13 protein-coding genes and 2 pseudogenes are annotated in these 16,392 nt (G+C 62.9%); 10 read left to right on the forward strand and 5 right to left on the reverse strand.

The annotated features are described in order from the left end of the window. The first annotated feature begins 129 nt into the window (after positions 1 to 129). The 3 genes and pseudogenes from ADBZ9O_RS19445 to ADBZ9O_RS19455 form a co-directional block, all read left to right on the forward strand. Positions 130 to 807, forward strand: coding sequence for an MBL fold metallo-hydrolase (locus ADBZ9O_RS19445; protein WP_526524583.1), 678 nt, complete (start codon positions 130 to 132; stop codon positions 805 to 807). 204 nt (positions 808 to 1,011) lie between these two features. Beyond that, positions 1,012 to 1,437 (forward strand): hypothetical protein, encoded by a 426-nt coding sequence (locus ADBZ9O_RS19450; RefSeq protein ID WP_526524584.1) that lies wholly within the window; start codon positions 1,012 to 1,014, stop codon positions 1,435 to 1,437. A gap of 71 nt (positions 1,438 to 1,508) precedes the next feature. After that, a pseudogene (locus tag ADBZ9O_RS19455) lies at positions 1,509 to 1,709 on the forward strand (MBL fold metallo-hydrolase); the annotation flags it as partial. A 141-nt stretch (positions 1,710 to 1,850) separates the two neighbouring features. Here the strand turns inward: ADBZ9O_RS19455 and ADBZ9O_RS19460 are convergent. Continuing rightward, the gene (locus ADBZ9O_RS19460; RefSeq protein ID WP_526524585.1) at positions 1,851 to 2,510 is read right to left on the reverse strand and encodes an RES domain-containing protein; all 660 of its coding nucleotides are present in this window, start codon (positions 2,508 to 2,510) and stop codon (positions 1,851 to 1,853) included. Then, a complete protein-coding gene (locus ADBZ9O_RS19465; protein WP_526524586.1) occupies positions 2,507 to 2,902 on the reverse strand; it encodes an XRE family transcriptional regulator in 396 nt (131 codons plus the stop codon). Before ADBZ9O_RS19465 ends, ADBZ9O_RS19460 begins: the two co-directional genes overlap by 4 nt. 91 nt (positions 2,903 to 2,993) lie before the next feature. Here ADBZ9O_RS19465 and ADBZ9O_RS19470 point away from each other — a divergent pair. The 4 genes and pseudogenes from ADBZ9O_RS19470 to ADBZ9O_RS19485 form a co-directional block, all read left to right on the forward strand. Next, positions 2,994 to 3,172, forward strand: a pseudogene (locus ADBZ9O_RS19470) (MBL fold metallo-hydrolase); the annotation flags it as partial. Between the two features lie 141 nt (positions 3,173 to 3,313). After that, positions 3,314 to 6,160 (forward strand): beta-propeller fold lactonase family protein, encoded by a 2,847-nt coding sequence (locus ADBZ9O_RS19475; RefSeq protein WP_526524587.1) that lies wholly within the window; start codon positions 3,314 to 3,316, stop codon positions 6,158 to 6,160. Between the two features lie 208 nt (positions 6,161 to 6,368). Next, positions 6,369 to 9,125, forward strand: coding sequence for a hypothetical protein (locus ADBZ9O_RS19480; RefSeq protein WP_526524588.1), 2,757 nt, complete (start codon positions 6,369 to 6,371; stop codon positions 9,123 to 9,125). Positions 9,126 to 9,209: 84 nt separating this feature from the next. After that, positions 9,210 to 10,574, forward strand: coding sequence for a flavin monoamine oxidase family protein (locus ADBZ9O_RS19485; RefSeq protein WP_526524589.1), 1,365 nt, complete (start codon positions 9,210 to 9,212; stop codon positions 10,572 to 10,574). Here ADBZ9O_RS19485 and ADBZ9O_RS19490 read toward each other — a convergent pair. Beyond that, on the reverse strand, positions 10,571 to 11,017 hold the full coding sequence (locus ADBZ9O_RS19490; RefSeq protein ID WP_526524590.1) for a universal stress protein: 447 nt from the start codon (positions 11,015 to 11,017) through the stop codon (positions 10,571 to 10,573). The genes ADBZ9O_RS19485 and ADBZ9O_RS19490 overlap by 4 nt on opposite strands. Before the next feature lie 375 nt (positions 11,018 to 11,392). Between ADBZ9O_RS19490 and ADBZ9O_RS19495 the strand changes: the two genes are divergently transcribed. From ADBZ9O_RS19495 to ADBZ9O_RS19505, 3 genes are read left to right on the forward strand one after another with little or no spacing between them, the layout of a single operon-like run. Then, positions 11,393 to 12,946: a glycosyltransferase family 39 protein gene (locus tag ADBZ9O_RS19495; RefSeq protein ID WP_526524591.1), complete on the forward strand. Its 1,554-nt coding sequence runs from the start codon at positions 11,393 to 11,395 to the stop codon at positions 12,944 to 12,946. Positions 12,947 to 12,976: 30 nt separating this feature from the next. Further along, the gene (locus tag ADBZ9O_RS19500; RefSeq protein ID WP_526533292.1) at positions 12,977 to 13,381 is read left to right on the forward strand and encodes a phage holin family protein; all 405 of its coding nucleotides are present in this window, start codon (positions 12,977 to 12,979) and stop codon (positions 13,379 to 13,381) included. A gap of 60 nt (positions 13,382 to 13,441) precedes the next feature. Beyond that, on the forward strand, positions 13,442 to 14,311 hold the full coding sequence (locus ADBZ9O_RS19505; protein WP_526524592.1) for an alpha/beta fold hydrolase: 870 nt from the start codon (positions 13,442 to 13,444) through the stop codon (positions 14,309 to 14,311). 9 nt (positions 14,312 to 14,320) lie between these two features. On the opposite strand, the gene ADBZ9O_RS19510 is transcribed toward ADBZ9O_RS19505, so the two are convergent. Both ADBZ9O_RS19510 and ADBZ9O_RS19515 read right to left on the reverse strand, forming a co-directional pair. Further along, positions 14,321 to 15,952 carry a UbiD family decarboxylase domain-containing protein gene (locus ADBZ9O_RS19510; RefSeq protein ID WP_526524593.1) on the reverse strand — a complete coding sequence of 544 codons (1,632 nt, stop codon included), beginning with the start codon at positions 15,950 to 15,952 and terminating at the stop codon, positions 14,321 to 14,323. 10 nt (positions 15,953 to 15,962) lie between these two features. After that, positions 15,963 to 16,385 (reverse strand): SRPBCC family protein, encoded by a 423-nt coding sequence (locus ADBZ9O_RS19515; protein ID WP_526524594.1) that lies wholly within the window; start codon positions 16,383 to 16,385, stop codon positions 15,963 to 15,965. Positions 16,386 to 16,392 lie beyond the last annotated feature (7 nt).

The following is a 16,392-nucleotide window of genomic DNA, read 5'->3' on the forward strand; positions in this document are numbered from 1 at the left end:
CCTTCCAAAAACTCGTTCATGCAGTACACAAGGCGGTCAGTGGCGGCCATTCGGGCCACCACAGACGTCGCCGTCCATGCTAGGTGTCCCCACCGACAAGAAATCCCCGGCAGCGATAACGTGACCACCATGACTGTCGTCGACGATAAGTACACCGGCCACGTCGAGCCTGGTAGCGGCGCACGCCGCGTCCTGCCCGGCGCGTCGATCGTGAAGGTGTCGGTGGGCCCGATGGACAACAACGCCTACCTGGTCACCTGTTCCCGAACCGGCGAATCCCTACTCATCGACGCCGCCAACGATGCCGAGACCCTGGTCGATGTGGTGCACCAATACGCCCCCACAGTCTCCCTGATCGTGACATCACACCAGCACATGGACCACTGGCTTGCCCTCGAGGCGCTCGCCGCGGCGACTGGGGCACCGACCGCGGCACATGAACTCGATGCCGAACCGCTCCCGGTCAAGCCGACGCGGATCCTGGCCGGTGGCGACACCGTGACTGTCGGCGACCTGTCCTTCGACGTCATCCACCTACGCGGGCACACCCCGGGCTCGGTGGCGCTGGCGTTGTCGGGAGACGCCGTGGGCGGGATCACTCAACTGTTCACCGGCGACTGCCTCTTTCCCGGTGGTCCTGGACGGACAACACGCCCGGAAGATTTTCAAACGCTGCTCGGTGACCTGGAAACAAGGGTCTTCGATCGGTACGACGACGCCACGGTTGTCTATCCCGGTCACGGCGACGACACCACGCTGGGCAACGAGCGTCCACACCTCGATGAATGGCGCGCGCGGGGCTGGTGAGATTCGAAACTCAATTTTGGCGTTACGGGTTCAGTCGCTGCCGACCACGCGTGACGAAGAACTGCCGGTGGTCTTGATCCTCGATGGGGACGGCCATGGCGGTCGCGGACGGTTTCGACGCCGTACAAACCACCAACACGTACTTGAGCGCAGCGCGGGAGCCCTAACCTTGGCACGGCATAGGACCGTCAAGGGAGACACGAAATGAAGATCAAAGCAATGCTCGCTCTGTCGGTGGTGTTGGTGGGGTCCGCAGCACTTGCACCACAGGTTGCCGCCAACCCTTATTCCGGGATGGATGACGCGCATGTTCAGATCTTCAGATCCCCGTCGGGCAATATCCACTGCGAGATCGACTTCCAACGCGACCCGCGCATTCCTGACGGTGCGTACTGCATGTCGTTGAACCCCTTGCAGAATGCCCAAATCCGGGCTGATGGGTCACTGGCGAGTGTCTGCACCGATGGCGTAAGTTGCGGCAGTAATGGCCCGCAAGATGAAGGGGTCCTTGCCTATGGTGCGAGCGCCGTCCTCGGGCCATTCACCTGCTTGTCGGAGCAATCCGGGATGACCTGCACCGCCAACGGCCGGGGCTTCAAAATCTCGACAGCCGGTATCGCGCCGGTCTAACCGGAAGCCACTCCCATCAGGTGTAGTTGTCGCGCCGCAAGATCTCGTACCGGAGTCGCTTGATGATCGCCTTCCCCGGCTATCCGTTCTTTCCAGGCGGTCCTGGACGGACAACACGCCCAGAGGAGCTCGAGTCTCTGATGAGCGACCTCACGGCACGGGTGTTCGACACATACGACGACGCTACGGTGATCTACCCCGGCCACGGTGACGACACCAAGCTTGGCGCTGAGCGACCGCATCTGGCCGAGTGGCGCGAACGAGGCTGGTGATTCCATCCGAGGGCTGCCGACTACGGGAGATCAGGCCCGTGACCATCACCGAAGTAACACCAGTTCTGGCCAACGTGCCTGTACCAGTCGGCGCTACACACCGCACATGGCTTGAAGGTCCTGCGAGACTGCGCCTTTCACCTAGGCAGGACAGACCTCCAGGTCCAGATTCCACTCCGTCGTGACAGTAAGAAGCGGATCGGGTGCGGGGTCTATCAATGGAATGATCTCGCCCACGAGGTCCGCATCTCCGCAGCCCTCAAATAGGGCCACACACGGTTGAGCGTCAAGCCGAGACAAAAACCTCACGGCAGCCACACCGCTGTCGTAGAGGTCACCAGCAATCGTCTGGGTAACCACGCGACGACTCGTCGTGATTTCGTGCAGATCAAGGTGTTTCATGTCGTTTTCGATCAGAAGCGGGGCGTGCCTGTCTTCTATCTGTTGACGCACTGCCCCGTCCGTTAGGTCAATCATCGGGCCGTCAAGTCTCAGTAGCGCTGGAACTAGTACGTTCTGGCGGCGCCAGCTTGCAGTCACCGGCTCCGAGGCGAAGTCTTCAGCCGCTTCGGGCCCGTATCGCTCGATATGCCTGAGCTTGGCACCGAGATTTGGCCGGAGGTCTGCCAGCACTTCGCGGAGGCAGGTTTCGGGCAAGTCCGCCAGATAGAGAGTGCGGAAGCGGTGGTGAAGGTCGTCGAAGCGATGGTTGAAGCTGTATAGCTCGAGCGGCGTGAATGCAAGTGGACTTGCGTGGTAGCCAACTCTCCACAGCAGCAGTTCGGAGCCGACTTTGGTCACGCCTGAAAGCTAGCGACCTGTCTAGCCGCTTGCACGACCATCGCGAAATCAGCCGTGTCGGACGCGTCGCCGAGAACTTCGACTGGCGCACGATCGTCGAGACGTGTATTTGTGCCAAACAACCAGGCTCGAGCAGTCTTGTCGTCGTACGCATCAACAAGCATTCGGACAACTTTGTAGCCCTCACGCAGCCTGCGTTCGGCTACATCGTGCGGTTCCGGGCCGCCTGCCCGCGCGTATCGGCCGATCTGTTTAGCATCCGCAAGTCCTGCGAGGGCTGCGGTGATTCGTTGTCCGACCGTTTCCTGCAGGTAGCCGGCGATTTCACGAATTGAGCGGGTTGTCGCCTCGAAATCGAGCCTCTCAGCGGCGCTGGCTGTTAGAACAGACATTCTGGGACCTCCGGACGGGCTGTATCCAGCCACAAGGCTACCACTAGACCCACTACAAACAACACCTATAACAACACCATAAATCACCACGCCCGGTGGTATCGGCAAGACCTGGCAGCCCGGGGACTTCGAAAACTGCTCGACGACGTCTCCACCCGGTTGTTCAGCGTCTACCCGGACTCCACGGTGGTGTATCCGGGCCACGGCGATGACACGACCCTCGGCGCTGAGCGGCCGCACCTGGCGGAGTGGCGCGAACGCGGCTGGTAACAGCTATCGTGCCCACCCCCATTATTAACTAGGGCGTTAAATTGTATTCATCCTGCTGCGGTCAGATGAACTTTCAACGCCTCGATGACTCGCGTGGGTTTTCCGCGTGGGGTTCTGCGGGCTCACGGACGGGGTGGGGCGATGCAGAATTCATCAGGTACGGGCTCGGAATTGGCAACGACGAAGGCGCGCACCGGCAAGAAGACTGATCGCCGGCGTCAACCGTATGCGTGGTTGGGTGCGGGCGCGCTGACGCTGGGGGTGGGAGTGGCCCTAGCCGGTGCTGGAGCAGCCCATGCCGACGACAGTGCCACCACAAGTTCGGCGGCTGCGGCGAAGACTCAAAGTTCCACGCCTGCAGCCAAACCCATCCGTCATACCAGCGGCCCGAAAGCGAAAACCCGAACCGCCACAACGAGTTCGGCCAAGCCAACACCATCCGCCGGTGCCCTGACACCGACCGCGGTGAGCACCCCGCGACCGGTGAAGACCACCCCGGTCGCATCCGGACCTCGCACCCAAGCCGCTACGACACCGGCCGTCGCGTACGTCACCCACCCCGCACCACCGCTCAACCCCAACGACTTCGGTCCCGTCCTGGGCACGGTCGTGCGGATCGTCAACGAAATCCACTACGTCATCACCGATCAGAAACCGATCGTCAAACCGTTCCAACTCCCCTCGGCCCCAAATCAATCGGTGATTGTCGGCACCCTGGGCGCCTACACCGCCAACGGTGACCCCTACGCCGCCACCATCACCGGCGCCCCCACCAAAGGCACCGTCGCCATCGACGCCGCCAGCGGCGCCTACGTCTACACCCCCAACGCCGCCCTGGCCACCACCGGCGGCACCGACACCTTCACCATCACCGCCACCGACACCGCCAACCACCCCCTGGCCGGCCTACTCGAACACCTCTTCGGCATCGCCGCCCACAGCACCACCGCAACCGTGTCGGTGACCGTGGCCGCAGCCACGGCGACGACCGACACCACCGCCTACTACATCACCAACACCAGCTACCAAAACCTCCAAATCGCCGGATACGCCGTCAACCAAGCCGCCCTCTCACCCGCGGTCGGCCAAGTCATCCAATCACCGGCCACCGCCTCCAACGGCGACCTGACCCAGGCACTGTTCCAAATTGCCGACGGCAAAACCGTCACCGTCTACCTCAACCCCGTCGGCGTCATCCACGAAGGCGTCATTCAAAACTATTCGATCAAGAACCCGCTGACGTCGGCGGTAAGCGCAGACGGCAGCTACCTCTACGTCACCGGAGGTGACAATGGTGTCGCGACCGTATCGGTGATCGACACCACCACCGGCTTGATTGCCGCGACGATTCCCGTCGGCACTGACGTCAGCGGAATTGTGATCACACCTGACGGCTCTCGCCTCTACGTCAGGAATAGCGGCAGTGCGACGGTGTCGGTCATCGACACTGCCTCCAAACTCATAACCGCTAGCATTTCCGTGCCCGGCAACGTAAATCCATTCGGCATTGCGATCAGCCCTGACGGCAAATACGTCTACACCGCCAACGGTGACAACACGGTGTCGGTGATAAGCGCCAATCCCACTGACCCGCAGTACAACACCGTCACCGCCTCGATCGACATCGGTGTTGGCTTCAGCCCTAGGGCCATCGCAGTCAGCCCGGATAGCACCAAGGTCTACGTGATCAACTACAGCGATGACACCAAGGGCAACCTTACGGTGATAGACACGGCGAGCAACACAATCGTGGCGACTGCTGCCGGAATCCCGTATTCGGTGGATTTGGCGGTCAGTCCTGACGGCACACGCATCTACGTCACTGATGAGCCGACGAATGCTAGTTATTCGAATGGGTACGTGACCGTGCTCAACGCGGCCACCCTCGGCATCGAAACGACCATCCAGATCGGTTACCCGGTCGGCCTGGCGGTCAGTCCCGACGGCAAACACCTAGTTGTCGCTAACGCCGGCAACCCTTTTGAACACGGCACGAGCAGCGTCGCGGTGATCGACACTGATACTGCCAGTCCGGATTACAACACCGTGGTCAACAGTTACTCCGTTGGCGATGGCGCTTTGGGGGTGACCTTCAGCTCCGATGGCACCTCCGTGTACGTCACGAGTGCAGAAAGCGGTACCGTCGCGAGAATCGGTGTAGCGACAAGCGGTAAGCCCGACGACGGTGGGACTGCGAGCTACGTAGTCACCATGACCGGGGGGGCTACGCCGACCTGCTCGGCAACAGGCGGCAATCAATGCCCAACGGGCGGCACCAATACCTACCTTGAAGATGCGCCGGGCACGGTGTATCACATTCCGTCCGACCAGGCCCAGGAGCAATCGGACGTGTTACAGAACCTGGTCGACGACGACACGTCGAACGCCACCTTCTACAGCAAATCCCCGGCGACCATCGGCTACACCAACCCCCTGAAAGCCCAAGGCTTCAGCCCCTATATAAACAACACGACATCAGCGTCGACCAGTACGTACACCACTACCACCACCACGTCTACAGCGACCAGTACGACGTGGAGCGTCTCGGTGAAAACCACCGAGGAAGCCAAAATGGGCGACCTCACCTTCAAAGCCGAAGAGAGCGCAACCGACACGTGGGGGACGACGACGACCAACACCGCGACCTACACCCAAACGGTGACCCAGACCGTCCAGCCCGGTGAAACGCTCTACCTATACACCGAAACTCCGGTCCAGCGCTTCTACGGGGACTGGACCGTGGTGTACGGCAACACGACCTACACCCTCGAAAACGTCTGGTACGACACCCCGTACGCAGCCAACAGCATCTATCCCAGCTACATTGCGGCGTACACCTGCCAGACTGGATCCGCGCAGTGCAGCCAACTGGCCTCCGGTGACCTCAGTGGATACCCGGACTCATTTCCCACCAGCGCGCCGACCTACCCTGTCGCCGAATCCAACCCCGACTCCAGCTACACCTCCGGAACCGCCATCCTGGTCTGATCTCGCCCATGGTGAGATTGCGGCGGTATGCCCGGAAGTGCGAATGATGTTCCATCGCTTGCTGTTCACCACATCTACCCCTGCCGTCCAGTGCGGGGTGCGCGGTGGGGCGCTGGGCACTGCTACATTCCGCGTGTCATCTTCTTGCAAGCTACGGACAGGGTCGGGCAATGCTGAATCATCGGGTACACAACGGAATTCAGCACCAGTGACGGGCAAGAGCGCCGCCCGTCGCCGGCGTCAACCGTATGCGTGGTTGGGTGCGGGCGCGCTGACGCTGGGGGTGGGAGTGGCCCTAGCCGGTGCTGGAGCAGCCCATGCCGACGACAGTGCCACCACAAGTTCGGCGGCTGCGGCGAAGACTCAAAGTTCCACGCCTGCAGCCAAACCCATCCGTCATACCAGCGGCCCGAAAGCGAAAACCCGAACCGCCACAACGAGTTCGGCCAAGCCAACACCATCCGCCGGTGCCCTGACACCGACCGCGGTGACCACCCCGCGACCGGTGAAGACCACCCCGGTCGCATCCGGACCTCGCACCCAAGCCGCCACGACACCGGCCGTCGCGTACGTCACCCACCCCGCACCACCGCTCAACCCCAACGACTTCGGTCCCGTCCTGGGCACGGTCGTGCGGATCGTCAACGAAATCCACTACGTCATCACCGATCAGAAACCGATCGTCAAACCGTTCCAACTCCCCTCGGCCCCAAATCAATCGGTGATTGTCGGCACTCTGGGGGCCTACACCGCCAACGGTGACCCCTACGCCGCCACCATCACCGGCGCCCCCACCAAAGGCACCGTCGCCATCGACGCCGCCAGCGGCGCCTACGTCTACACCCCCAACGCCGCCCTGGCCACCACCGGCGGCACCGACACCTTCACCATCACCGCCACCGACACCGCCAACCACCCCCTGGCCGGCCTACTCGAACACCTCTTCGGCATCGCCGCCCACAGCACCACCGCAACCGTGTCGGTGACCGTGGCCGCAGCCACGGCGACGACCGACACCACCGCCTACTACATCACCAACACCAGCTACCAGAACCTGCAAATCGCCGGATACGCCGTCAACCAGGCCACCCTCTCACCAGCCGTCGGCCAAGTCATCCAATCACCGGCCACCGCATCTAGCAGTGGCCTGACCCAGGCACTGTTCCAAATTGCCGACGGCAAAACCGTCACCGTCTACCTCAACCCCGTCGGCGTCGTCCACGAAGGCGTCATCCAGAACTATGCGGTACAGGAGCCGATTGCTTTGGCGGTAAGCCCCGACGGCACCTACCTCTACACCGTCAATGCGTCCAACAATTCCGTGTCGTTCATCAACATCTCCACTGGCATCACCACTGCGACGATTCCGGTCGGCACGTTTCCCGACGGAATCGTGGCCACGCCGGATGGTTCGCGCCTGTACGTCACCAATCTCTCGGACTCGACGGTGTCGGTGATCAACACCGCCGCCAACCTCGTTGTCGCCACCATTGCCACCGGCGCGGGTGTGGGTATAGGTGGGATCGCGATCAGCCCTGATGGCGACTATGTGTACACCGCCAATGCCAGCAATAACTCGGTATCGGTGATCAGCGCCAATCCCACCGACCCGCAGTACAACACCGTGATCGCCACCATCAACCTGGGCACGGACCCTTTTGCGACCTATCAGGTAGCGGTCAGCCCGGACAATAACCGGGTGTACGTCTCGGGCACGGGCAAGCTCCAGGTGATCGACGCGGTCAGCAACACCGTCGTCGCCACCGTTGCAGGAATCGCTAATGCCGGCGCCGTGGCGGTCAGTTCCGACGGCGCCCGCATCTACGTCGCCAACGCCAGTAATTCAAACGGCTCCATCACCGTGGTCAACGCCGCGACCCTTGCCGTCGAAGCGACCATCGCGCTCCCTGCCGACCCGAGCGGTATGGCGGTCAGTCCCGACGGCAAACAGCTTTTGGTAACCAGCTACTACGGTGCCGTTGCGATCGTCGACACCGACACGGCGAGCGCGAACTACAACACCGTCATCAACACCGTCACCGTCGGCGACGGTGCGCTCCCGGTGATCTTCAGCCCTGACGGCACAAGCGCGTACGTTGGCAACTTCCTCAGCGACACCGTGTCGAAAATCGGCGTCGCGCCGAGCGGCTCGCCCACTGATGGTGGGACGTGGGGATACGTGATCACCATGACCGGGGGGGCCACGCCAACCTGCGCGTCCGCGGGTAGCAATCAGTGCCCGGTCGCCGAGACCACCGCCTACCTCGAGGATGCGCCCGGCACGGTTTATCACATCCCTGCCGACCAGGCGCAACAGCAATCGGATGTGCTGCAGAACCTGGTCGACGACGACATGTCGAATGCCACCTTCTACACCAAGTCCCAGCCCAGCGTCGGCTACACCAACGCACTGAAAGCCCAAGGCTTCAGCCCGTACTCAAACAACACGTCGAACCCGTCGACCAGTAACTTCACCGCGACCACCACAACCTCCACGGCGAGCAGTTCCACCTGGAACGTGACCCAGAAGGTCACGGAGGAAGAAAAGATGGGCAACCTCACCTTGAAAGCTGAAGAGAGCGCGTCCTACACCTGGGGAACAACGACCACCAACACCCTGACCTACACCCAAACAGTGACCCAGACAGTGGACCCCGGCGAAACGCTGTACCTGTACACCGAGACCCCGGTCCAGCGCTTCTACGGCGACTGGAGCGTGGTCTACGGCAACACCACCTACTACCTCGAAAACGTCTGGTACGACACGCCATACGCAGCCAACAGCCTTTACCCCAGCTATCTCGCGGCGTACACCTGCCAAACCGGATCCGCACAGTGCAGCCAACTGGCCTCCGGTGACCTCAGTGGATACCCGGACTCGTTTCCGACCAGCGCGCCGACCTACCCCGTCGCCGAATCCAACCCCGACTCCAGCTACACCTCCAGCATCAGTTCACGTATCTGAGCCATAGGCGCGCCGATCCAGACAACTGGCTGGTTGCACCCACCCGCCGACAACGCAGCCACCGCGTCAGTACAGTGCCTGCTCATGGAACGTGACGCCGACGTCATTATCGTGGGGGCCGGCCTGTCCGGCCTCTACGCCGCCAGGGAGCTCAAGAACGCCGGCTACCAGCCGCTGATCTTGGAGGCCAACGACCGCACCGGCGGCCGCATTCTGACCGAATCACCCATCCCCGGGATTCCGCTCGAGGTGGGCGCGCAGTGGATCGGTGACACCCATGCCCGGATGTTCCGCCTCGCTGCCGAACTCGGTGTGCAGACGTACCCGCAGTTCGAGGCCGGTGATACCAAATATGAGCTGTGCGGCACCGGGGTGCTGGGACAGACCGAGTTCCATCAGCGGTTCGGCGCTGATGTCGAATCGGTCAACCGGGTGCTGGCGACCCTGGATACCCTGGCCGCGACGGTCTCCCCCGAGGCCCCGTGGCTGGCTCCCGACGCTGCTGAGTGGGATGCGATCACCGCCGGCGCGTGGTACGACGCGCAAAACCTGAGCCCCATCGCGCGGACGCTGCTGGAAATCTGCACCGTCGGCATCCTTGCCGTGCCTACGGTCGAGGTGTCATTCCTGCATCTGCTCTTCACGATTCAGACCTGCGGTGTGGGCGCCGCCCTCTTCTCCGAGGCCGAGGGCGGCGCTCAGACCACCCGATTCGTCGGCGGCACCGCGCAGATCCCGGACCGGCTGGCCGCCCAACTCTCCGAGCATCTGGTGCTCGAGGCCGCGGTGCAGACGATCGAGCACACTCCCGACGGCGTCACCGTGCACTGCCGCGGTGGACGCACCTTCCGGGGCAAACGGGCGATCGTCGCGATCGCGCCGACCTTGGCGTCACGCATCCTCTATGAGCCGCCGCTACCCGGCGTCCGCGATCAGGTCACCCAGCGCATGCCGCATGGCTCGGCGATGAAGGCCTTCTTCGTCTATGACGAACCGTTCTGGCGCGCCGACGGCTTCAACGGCCAGTTCATTTCCGATGTGGGCCCGGCACACATGTCCAACGACACGTGCATCGAGGGCCGCGACGAGGGCGTCCTGCTCGCCTTCCTCGAAGGTGCGCAGGCGCGGACCTTCCACCAGTGGGACGAGACGGCGCGCAGAGACGCGCTGACCGAGCAGATGGTGCGCATCTTCGGACCGAAGGCCGCCCATCCGATCGCCTATATCGACGGTGAATGGACCGAGCGACCATGGACCCGCGGCTGTTACAACGCAAATATGGGCCCGTTCGTATGGACTACCTACGGGCATGCCTTGAGCGAGCCCATCGGGTCATTGCACTGGGCCTCGACAGATACCGCCACCCAGTGGAGCGCCTACATGGAAGGTGCCGTCGACGCCGCAGAACGGGCGGTCGCCGAAGTTGTTCAGTCCTTGGCTGGTGATTAGCCCGTCGTGTGGACGATCAGCACGTCGGTCTTGGACCGTCGAGCGACGTTCGCCGGCACAGAGCCCAGCAGACGACCGGCAATAGTGCTCAGGCCGACGTTGCCGACGACGAGCAGATCTGCGTTGGACTCCTCGGCGAGTTCCACCAGTGCATCGACGGGAGCGCCGACGACGGCCTTCTCCTCGACATTGGTGGCGCCGGCAGCTTTGGCCCGGTCCTTCGCCTCTCGCAGGATGGCGTAGATCGGTGCATTGCCGGAGAGCTTGTAGCCCTCGTCCTTGAGGACGTCGGATGCGCGGGAATCGTCGGACGACGGGAAGTACGCAGTGGCGATGATGACCCTCGCACCGGGCCCAGAAGCCAGTGCACCCGCCCGGTCGACAGCACGCAGCGACGAGTCTGAGCCGTCGGTGCCGACGACGACGGTCTTGTAGCTGCTCATCAAGTGCCTCCAAGTGTTCAGTTGCAACGCCGGTCGTGACATTAGCTCGTCGTGAGATTAGCCCGTAGTCACACGGCGATGGGCGCAATTGACGACAACCTCTGTCAACAACACAAGCATGTTTGCCGCATAACCAGCGGTGATGCGAATTGTCCAGTATGACGTGAGCTTGGCGACACGTGATGGGTATCGCACGCAAAAGTCAGACAGAACACAGTTTGCCCTGTCCAACAACATGACTCAGCGCACAATCCCTCGATCCCGGTGTCTGCGAACACTCCTGCGGCGCCGGTCAGCGCGCAACGTGGCAGGGAGCGGGTTACGGTGTGGCCGCCTGGACCCATCAAGAGCCGACACGAAATGGCAGGAGACTGCATGGTCGTCACACCGGCCCTCCCCCGTGTCGAAACCCTGCGCAGGCCTCACGGGTGGCACCAAGGCCCGTTGGACCCGGCCGTTATCGCGGTGCTGGCGATGGCGATATCTGCCATCGGCGCCGACCGCCCATCACTGTGGTACGACGAAGCCGCGACACTGTCAGCGGCCTCGCGATCGATACCCGAGTTATGGGCGATGGTGCACAACATCGACGCCGTGCACGGCCTCTACTACCTGCTGATGCACTGCTGGCTTGGGGTGTTCCCTCCGACGGAATTGTTCCTCCGCTTGCCGAGCGCCGTGGCGGTGGGCCTTGCCGCAGCCGGTGTTGTCGTTCTCGCCAAACAGCTTTCGACACGGGCGGTGGGTCTGACCGCTGGGGTGATCTTCGCCTTACTCCCCCGGGTGACGTGGGCGGGCATCGAAGCCCGTTCGTACGCGGTGACGATGGCGGTCGCGGTCTGGTTGACCGTGTTGTGCGTGACCGCGCTGCGGCGCCGGATCGCGGTGCTATGGCTGCTCTACTCGCTGGGCATCGTGGTGGCCACCGTGGCCAATGTGTATGTGCTCCTGATCATCGCGGCGCACGCCGTCTTGGTCGTCGTGGTGGCCCAACGCAGGCCCGCGGTGACCGTCCCGTGGGTCCTGGCCGTGAGCGCCGCAGTCATCACGGTCACGCCGTTTCTGGCCTTCAGCAGAACCCAGATCGGCCAGGTCCGATGGATATCGCCGCCCGGCTGGCACAACGTCGCCGACGTGCTGCGCGAGCAGTATTTCGACGACAGCATCCCGTTCGCGGCGATGGCGGGCACCATCGTGTTGGCGGCCGCGCTGCTCCGCAGGCCGAGTCGACTGCTACCCGAGAACGCGGGCTGGCGTCTGGTGCTTGTCGCCATCGTGTGGATGGTCGTTCCGACCGCGGTGATGCTGGGCTATTCGGTTCTGGGCACACCGGTCTACTACCCGCGCTATCTGAGTTTCACCGCACCCGCGGCGGCCCTGTTACTCGGGGTCAGTGTTGTCGCGGTCGCGCGCTCCACGGTGCCGGTGGCCGCCGTGCTCGCTCTGCTCGGAGCCGCCGCCCTGCCCAACTATTTTGTCGTACAACGTGGTCCGTACGCCAAGGAAGGGATGGACTTCAGCGAAGTGGCCGATACCATCGGCGCAAGGGCCGCAGCCGGTGACTGCCTGGCTTTGGATAACACCGCGACGTGGAAGCCAGGCCCGATCCGTGCGCTGACCGCCGCCAGGCCACAGGTGTACGACAAGCTGGTGGATCCCGGCAGAGGGATGCGTGCAGTCGAACGAAATATGTTGTGGGACAGACATCTTTCCATTTGGAGCTGGACCGATCGGCTGCGCAGGTGCACCGTGGTCTGGATCGTGTCGGATCGGGATAAGGCCCAACCCGACCATCACACCGGCGATGCGCTGGCACCGGGGTTGCGACTGTCCTCCGCACCTGCCTACCAAGCGGTCGCCGGCGCCGGGTTCCGCATCGTCGAGCGTTGGCAGTTCAATTTCGCGCAGGTGGTGAAGGCAATACGCTAGGTGGCCCCACCCCGTGACAAGATCATCACCATGGGGCCGTTTCTCATCCGTACCGCGCTGACCGGATTCGCACTCTGGGTCGTGACTCTGATCGTTCCCGGGATCGATTTCGTCGGTGGCGAGACCACGCTGCAACGAGTTGGCATCATCTTCGTCGTCGCCGTGCTCTTCGGTCTGGTCAACGCGATCATCAAACCCGTCGTGCAGGTGTTGTCGATCCCGCTCTACATCCTCACCCTCGGGCTGTTCCACATCGTGATCAACGCGTTCATGCTGTGGATCACGTCGTGGATCACCGATGAAACCACCCACTGGGGTCTGCATATCGACGAATTCTGGTGGACAGCGATCTGGGGTGCGATCGTGTTGTCGATCGTCAGCTGGGGACTGTCGATCATCGTTCCGGATGCCAGGACATCGGCCCGCTCGACCTGATCGATCGGCCACATCAGCAGATCTGAGCCGGGTCGCCGCCGGCTGGGCGATCATGATCTGGTGCACTCGCCAGCTGGTCGGACGCTAGAGCTCGGTGACGGGCGTGCTCTTGGTTGGGCTGAATACGGCGACCCCCTCGGTTTCCCGGTGGTCAATGCGCACGGCGGGCTGGCGTGTCGACTCGATGTGGCCGCGGCCGCACAAGCCGCGACCCAGACCCGCATCCGGCTGATCTCCCCCGATCGACCCGGCATCGGACTGTCCGACGCTCTGCCGAATCGCACCATTCTCGACTGGGCCGGCGATATCTCCGAACTCGCCGATCACCTTGAGATCGACCGATTTGCGGTCATGGGATGGTCGATGGGCGGTCAATATGCGGCGGCGGTCGGCTATCTGCTGCCACCTCGGGTGACCCGCGTGGCGATCATCGCCGGCGCGCTACCGCTCACCGAACACGGTGTCTTCGAACAGCTTCCACTGATGGACCGGGTATACACCCGGTTGTCGCAGCGGGCTCCGTCGCTCGCGCTCGGTTGCTTCAGGGCGATGAGCGGGGTGGCCAGGTATGCGCCGCAACGATACGGACGGTTGGCCGCCAAGGAGCTGGGACCCGCCGATGCGGCGGTGCTGCGCCGAGAAGGCTATGGGGCCTTCGCGCAGATGTCGGCCGAAGCGTTACGGCGCCCCGACGGCGTCGTAGAGGATTACCGGGCGTGGATGCGGCCGTGGGGTTTTGCTCCTGAAGACCTGACAGTTCCCGTCCACGTCTGGACCGGTACCGAGGACGCATTGGTGAATCGGGAATGGCCGCATGCGTTGGCGCGGCGGATACCCGGGGCCAAGCTGACGATGCGCAGCGGAGGACATTTCGTGGCGCACCTGCACTACCCGGAACTGTTCGAAACGTTGCGCGCCGACCCGCAGTGAGCAGTGAGATCAATCCCGATGCCGCGGGTCGAAGTTCGACGGTCTAGCTTCCTCGACATTCACCGCAAAGTCGCTGTCGGAGAACGTATAGCGATACCACGGCTCGTCATCACACCGCCCGAGTTGGTGCCGCAGATTACTGAATGCGCCGTAGACAGTGCGATACGGCTGTCCGATGAAGTGTTGCAGAATTTCCTTCCAGGTTCGCGGCGCGTCGCGGACAAACGCGGCCATCTCCGTCGTCAACTCCTGCTCCGTCAAGATGACGACATCGGCTGGCGGATCGCCGAGTTCGAACACGGTGCTGCGGTCGAAGTGCGACGGCGTGAACTTCGGGCTGATCGGGATGGTGCAGTCCAGACCGATCTTGGACGCGGTCCCCGGCGGGGCGTCCTCGGCGATCATCGGGTCCACGGTCATGGTGTTACCGCTCGGCAGGGTCACGGTGTCCAGGTGTGGCATGTACCGGAACGCCATCGCGAATTGCACCGCGTTGTCATCCCAGATGTCGACGTCTTCGTCGAACACCATGGCGATCTTCGGCAGTCCCTGCTTCGAACAAGTCAGCATCACCCCGAGCGCCTGTTTCGAGTCGCCCGCTCCCCTGGTCTTGATCTTGGCGTAGGCGATATTCGACAACCCGCCCAGCGGGGCCCGGACCTCTTTGACGTCGATCCCGGCCATCGCGAGCCCGCCGTAGAGATCGGACTCGATCATGGGCAGTTGCAGCATGTTGTCGGTGTACCAGGGGTGTAGGCCGCCGATCGTCGCGTGCTGGAAGATGCCGCCCTTGCGGAACGTCATCGCCTTCACGACTGCCCGGAAGTTGTGTTTGATGCCGCCGCCGTACATCCCGGTGAACTCACCGTACGGGCCCTCGTCGTGGGTCAGTCCCTCGGTCGCCATCAGTTCGCATTCGATGACGATCTCGGCATTGGCCGGCACCAACAGGTCGATGGTCTCGCACTTCACCAGCTTCGCGGGGTGCCCGTAAAAGTTGCCGAGCACCTCGAAATCGTCAGTGCCCGGCGGCACGCCCGTCAGGGCAGCCACCTTGTCCACCAGCGGACCACCGATCACGATGGCCAGCTCAAGGTTGTGCCCCTTGGCTTGCGCCGCTTGGGCATTCAACCGGGCACGGTGCGACGTGCACGTCATATCGAACATTTTCTCGGTCTTCGACCGGAACATGCTTCGGTAGATGCCCCAGTCGTAGACACCGGTGTCCGGGTGTTTGGTCACCACCAGGTTGTCGTTGGTGTAGGCATGCCCGTCCCGGTCGTGGTGCAGGAACAGTGGCAGCCGGGTCAGGTCGACCTCGTCGCCAGTAAGGATGACTTCTTTACACGGCGCGGTCTCGACGATCTCCGGTTTGATCCGGCCCTTGCCGAGTTCCACCATCCGGCGGCCGGTTTCGCTCTTCTCGCAGCCGAGCGCCCAGGCCGTCTGGTCCTGATTCGAATAGGCGTTGGCCAGGAACTGGAACTCGCAGTCGGTGACCTTCTCCACCAGCACCGCAGTCAGCGGATGGGCCTCCATGACGGCGGGCAGCTCGTCGACCCGCTTCTCGTCGGTGATGCGAACCAGCAGGCCCGCCTTCTCCATATCGTGGACGAAGTCACTGAGGCTCTGTTGTGGCATTGTGCATCCTTCACTCGAACGCCGGTGCAGCGTTGCCGGTCTCGACGTAGTCACGCAGGTGATGCAGCAGCACGCCCCAGGTGGTGTTGCACTTACGGAAGTTGCCATCCGTACCGGGCCAGCCGGCGTGCACATGTTGAACGAGTGTGCGACCGTCGGAGGTCGGCGTGAGGGTGAAGGTTGCGGTGGTGCCAGGAGAATCGCCGGGTCCGCGGGTGCAGCGCCAGCCGACTCTCCTCGGCTGGTCCGAAGCGGTTATCTCCCAACCAAATTCGGAGTGATTCGCAAATTCGAAGCGCCACTCGGTGCCCAGCCCACCGGTGCCGCACGCTGTGGGCGTGTGCCAGCCCTTGACGCCCTCCAGCGTCGTCAGGGCAGCATAGACCTGTTCGGGGGTGGCGTTGATCTTGAGTTCGTGCTCGATCTCGGGCATGTGTGCT

Origin of the sequence: Mycobacterium sp. (genome assembly GCF_965229105.1) — a bacterium.
Classification (GTDB): Bacteria; Actinomycetota; Actinomycetes; order Mycobacteriales; family Mycobacteriaceae; genus Mycobacterium.

Excerpts from the sequence above, each read along its gene's own strand:
- ADBZ9O_RS19490 (WP_526524590.1), bottom strand. The coding sequence starts at position 11,017 with ATGAGCAGCTACAAGACCGTCGTCGTCGGCACCGACGGCTCAGACTCG.
- ADBZ9O_RS19475 (WP_526524587.1), top strand. The coding sequence starts at position 3,314 with ATGCAGAATTCATCAGGTACGGGCTCGGAATTGGCAACGACGAAGGCG.
- ADBZ9O_RS19515 (WP_526524594.1), bottom strand. The coding sequence starts at position 16,385 with ATGCCCGAGATCGAGCACGAACTCAAGATCAACGCCACCCCCGAACAG.
- ADBZ9O_RS19500 (WP_526533292.1), top strand. The coding sequence starts at position 12,977 with ATGGGGCCGTTTCTCATCCGTACCGCGCTGACCGGATTCGCACTCTGG.
- ADBZ9O_RS19450 (WP_526524584.1), top strand. The coding sequence starts at position 1,012 with ATGAAGATCAAAGCAATGCTCGCTCTGTCGGTGGTGTTGGTGGGGTCC.
- ADBZ9O_RS19465 (WP_526524586.1), bottom strand. The coding sequence starts at position 2,902 with ATGTCTGTTCTAACAGCCAGCGCCGCTGAGAGGCTCGATTTCGAGGCG.
- ADBZ9O_RS19510 (WP_526524593.1), bottom strand. The coding sequence starts at position 15,952 with ATGCCACAACAGAGCCTCAGTGACTTCGTCCACGATATGGAGAAGGCG.
- ADBZ9O_RS19485 (WP_526524589.1), top strand. The coding sequence starts at position 9,210 with ATGGAACGTGACGCCGACGTCATTATCGTGGGGGCCGGCCTGTCCGGC.
- ADBZ9O_RS19495 (WP_526524591.1), top strand. The coding sequence starts at position 11,393 with ATGGTCGTCACACCGGCCCTCCCCCGTGTCGAAACCCTGCGCAGGCCT.
- ADBZ9O_RS19445 (WP_526524583.1), top strand. The coding sequence starts at position 130 with ATGACTGTCGTCGACGATAAGTACACCGGCCACGTCGAGCCTGGTAGC.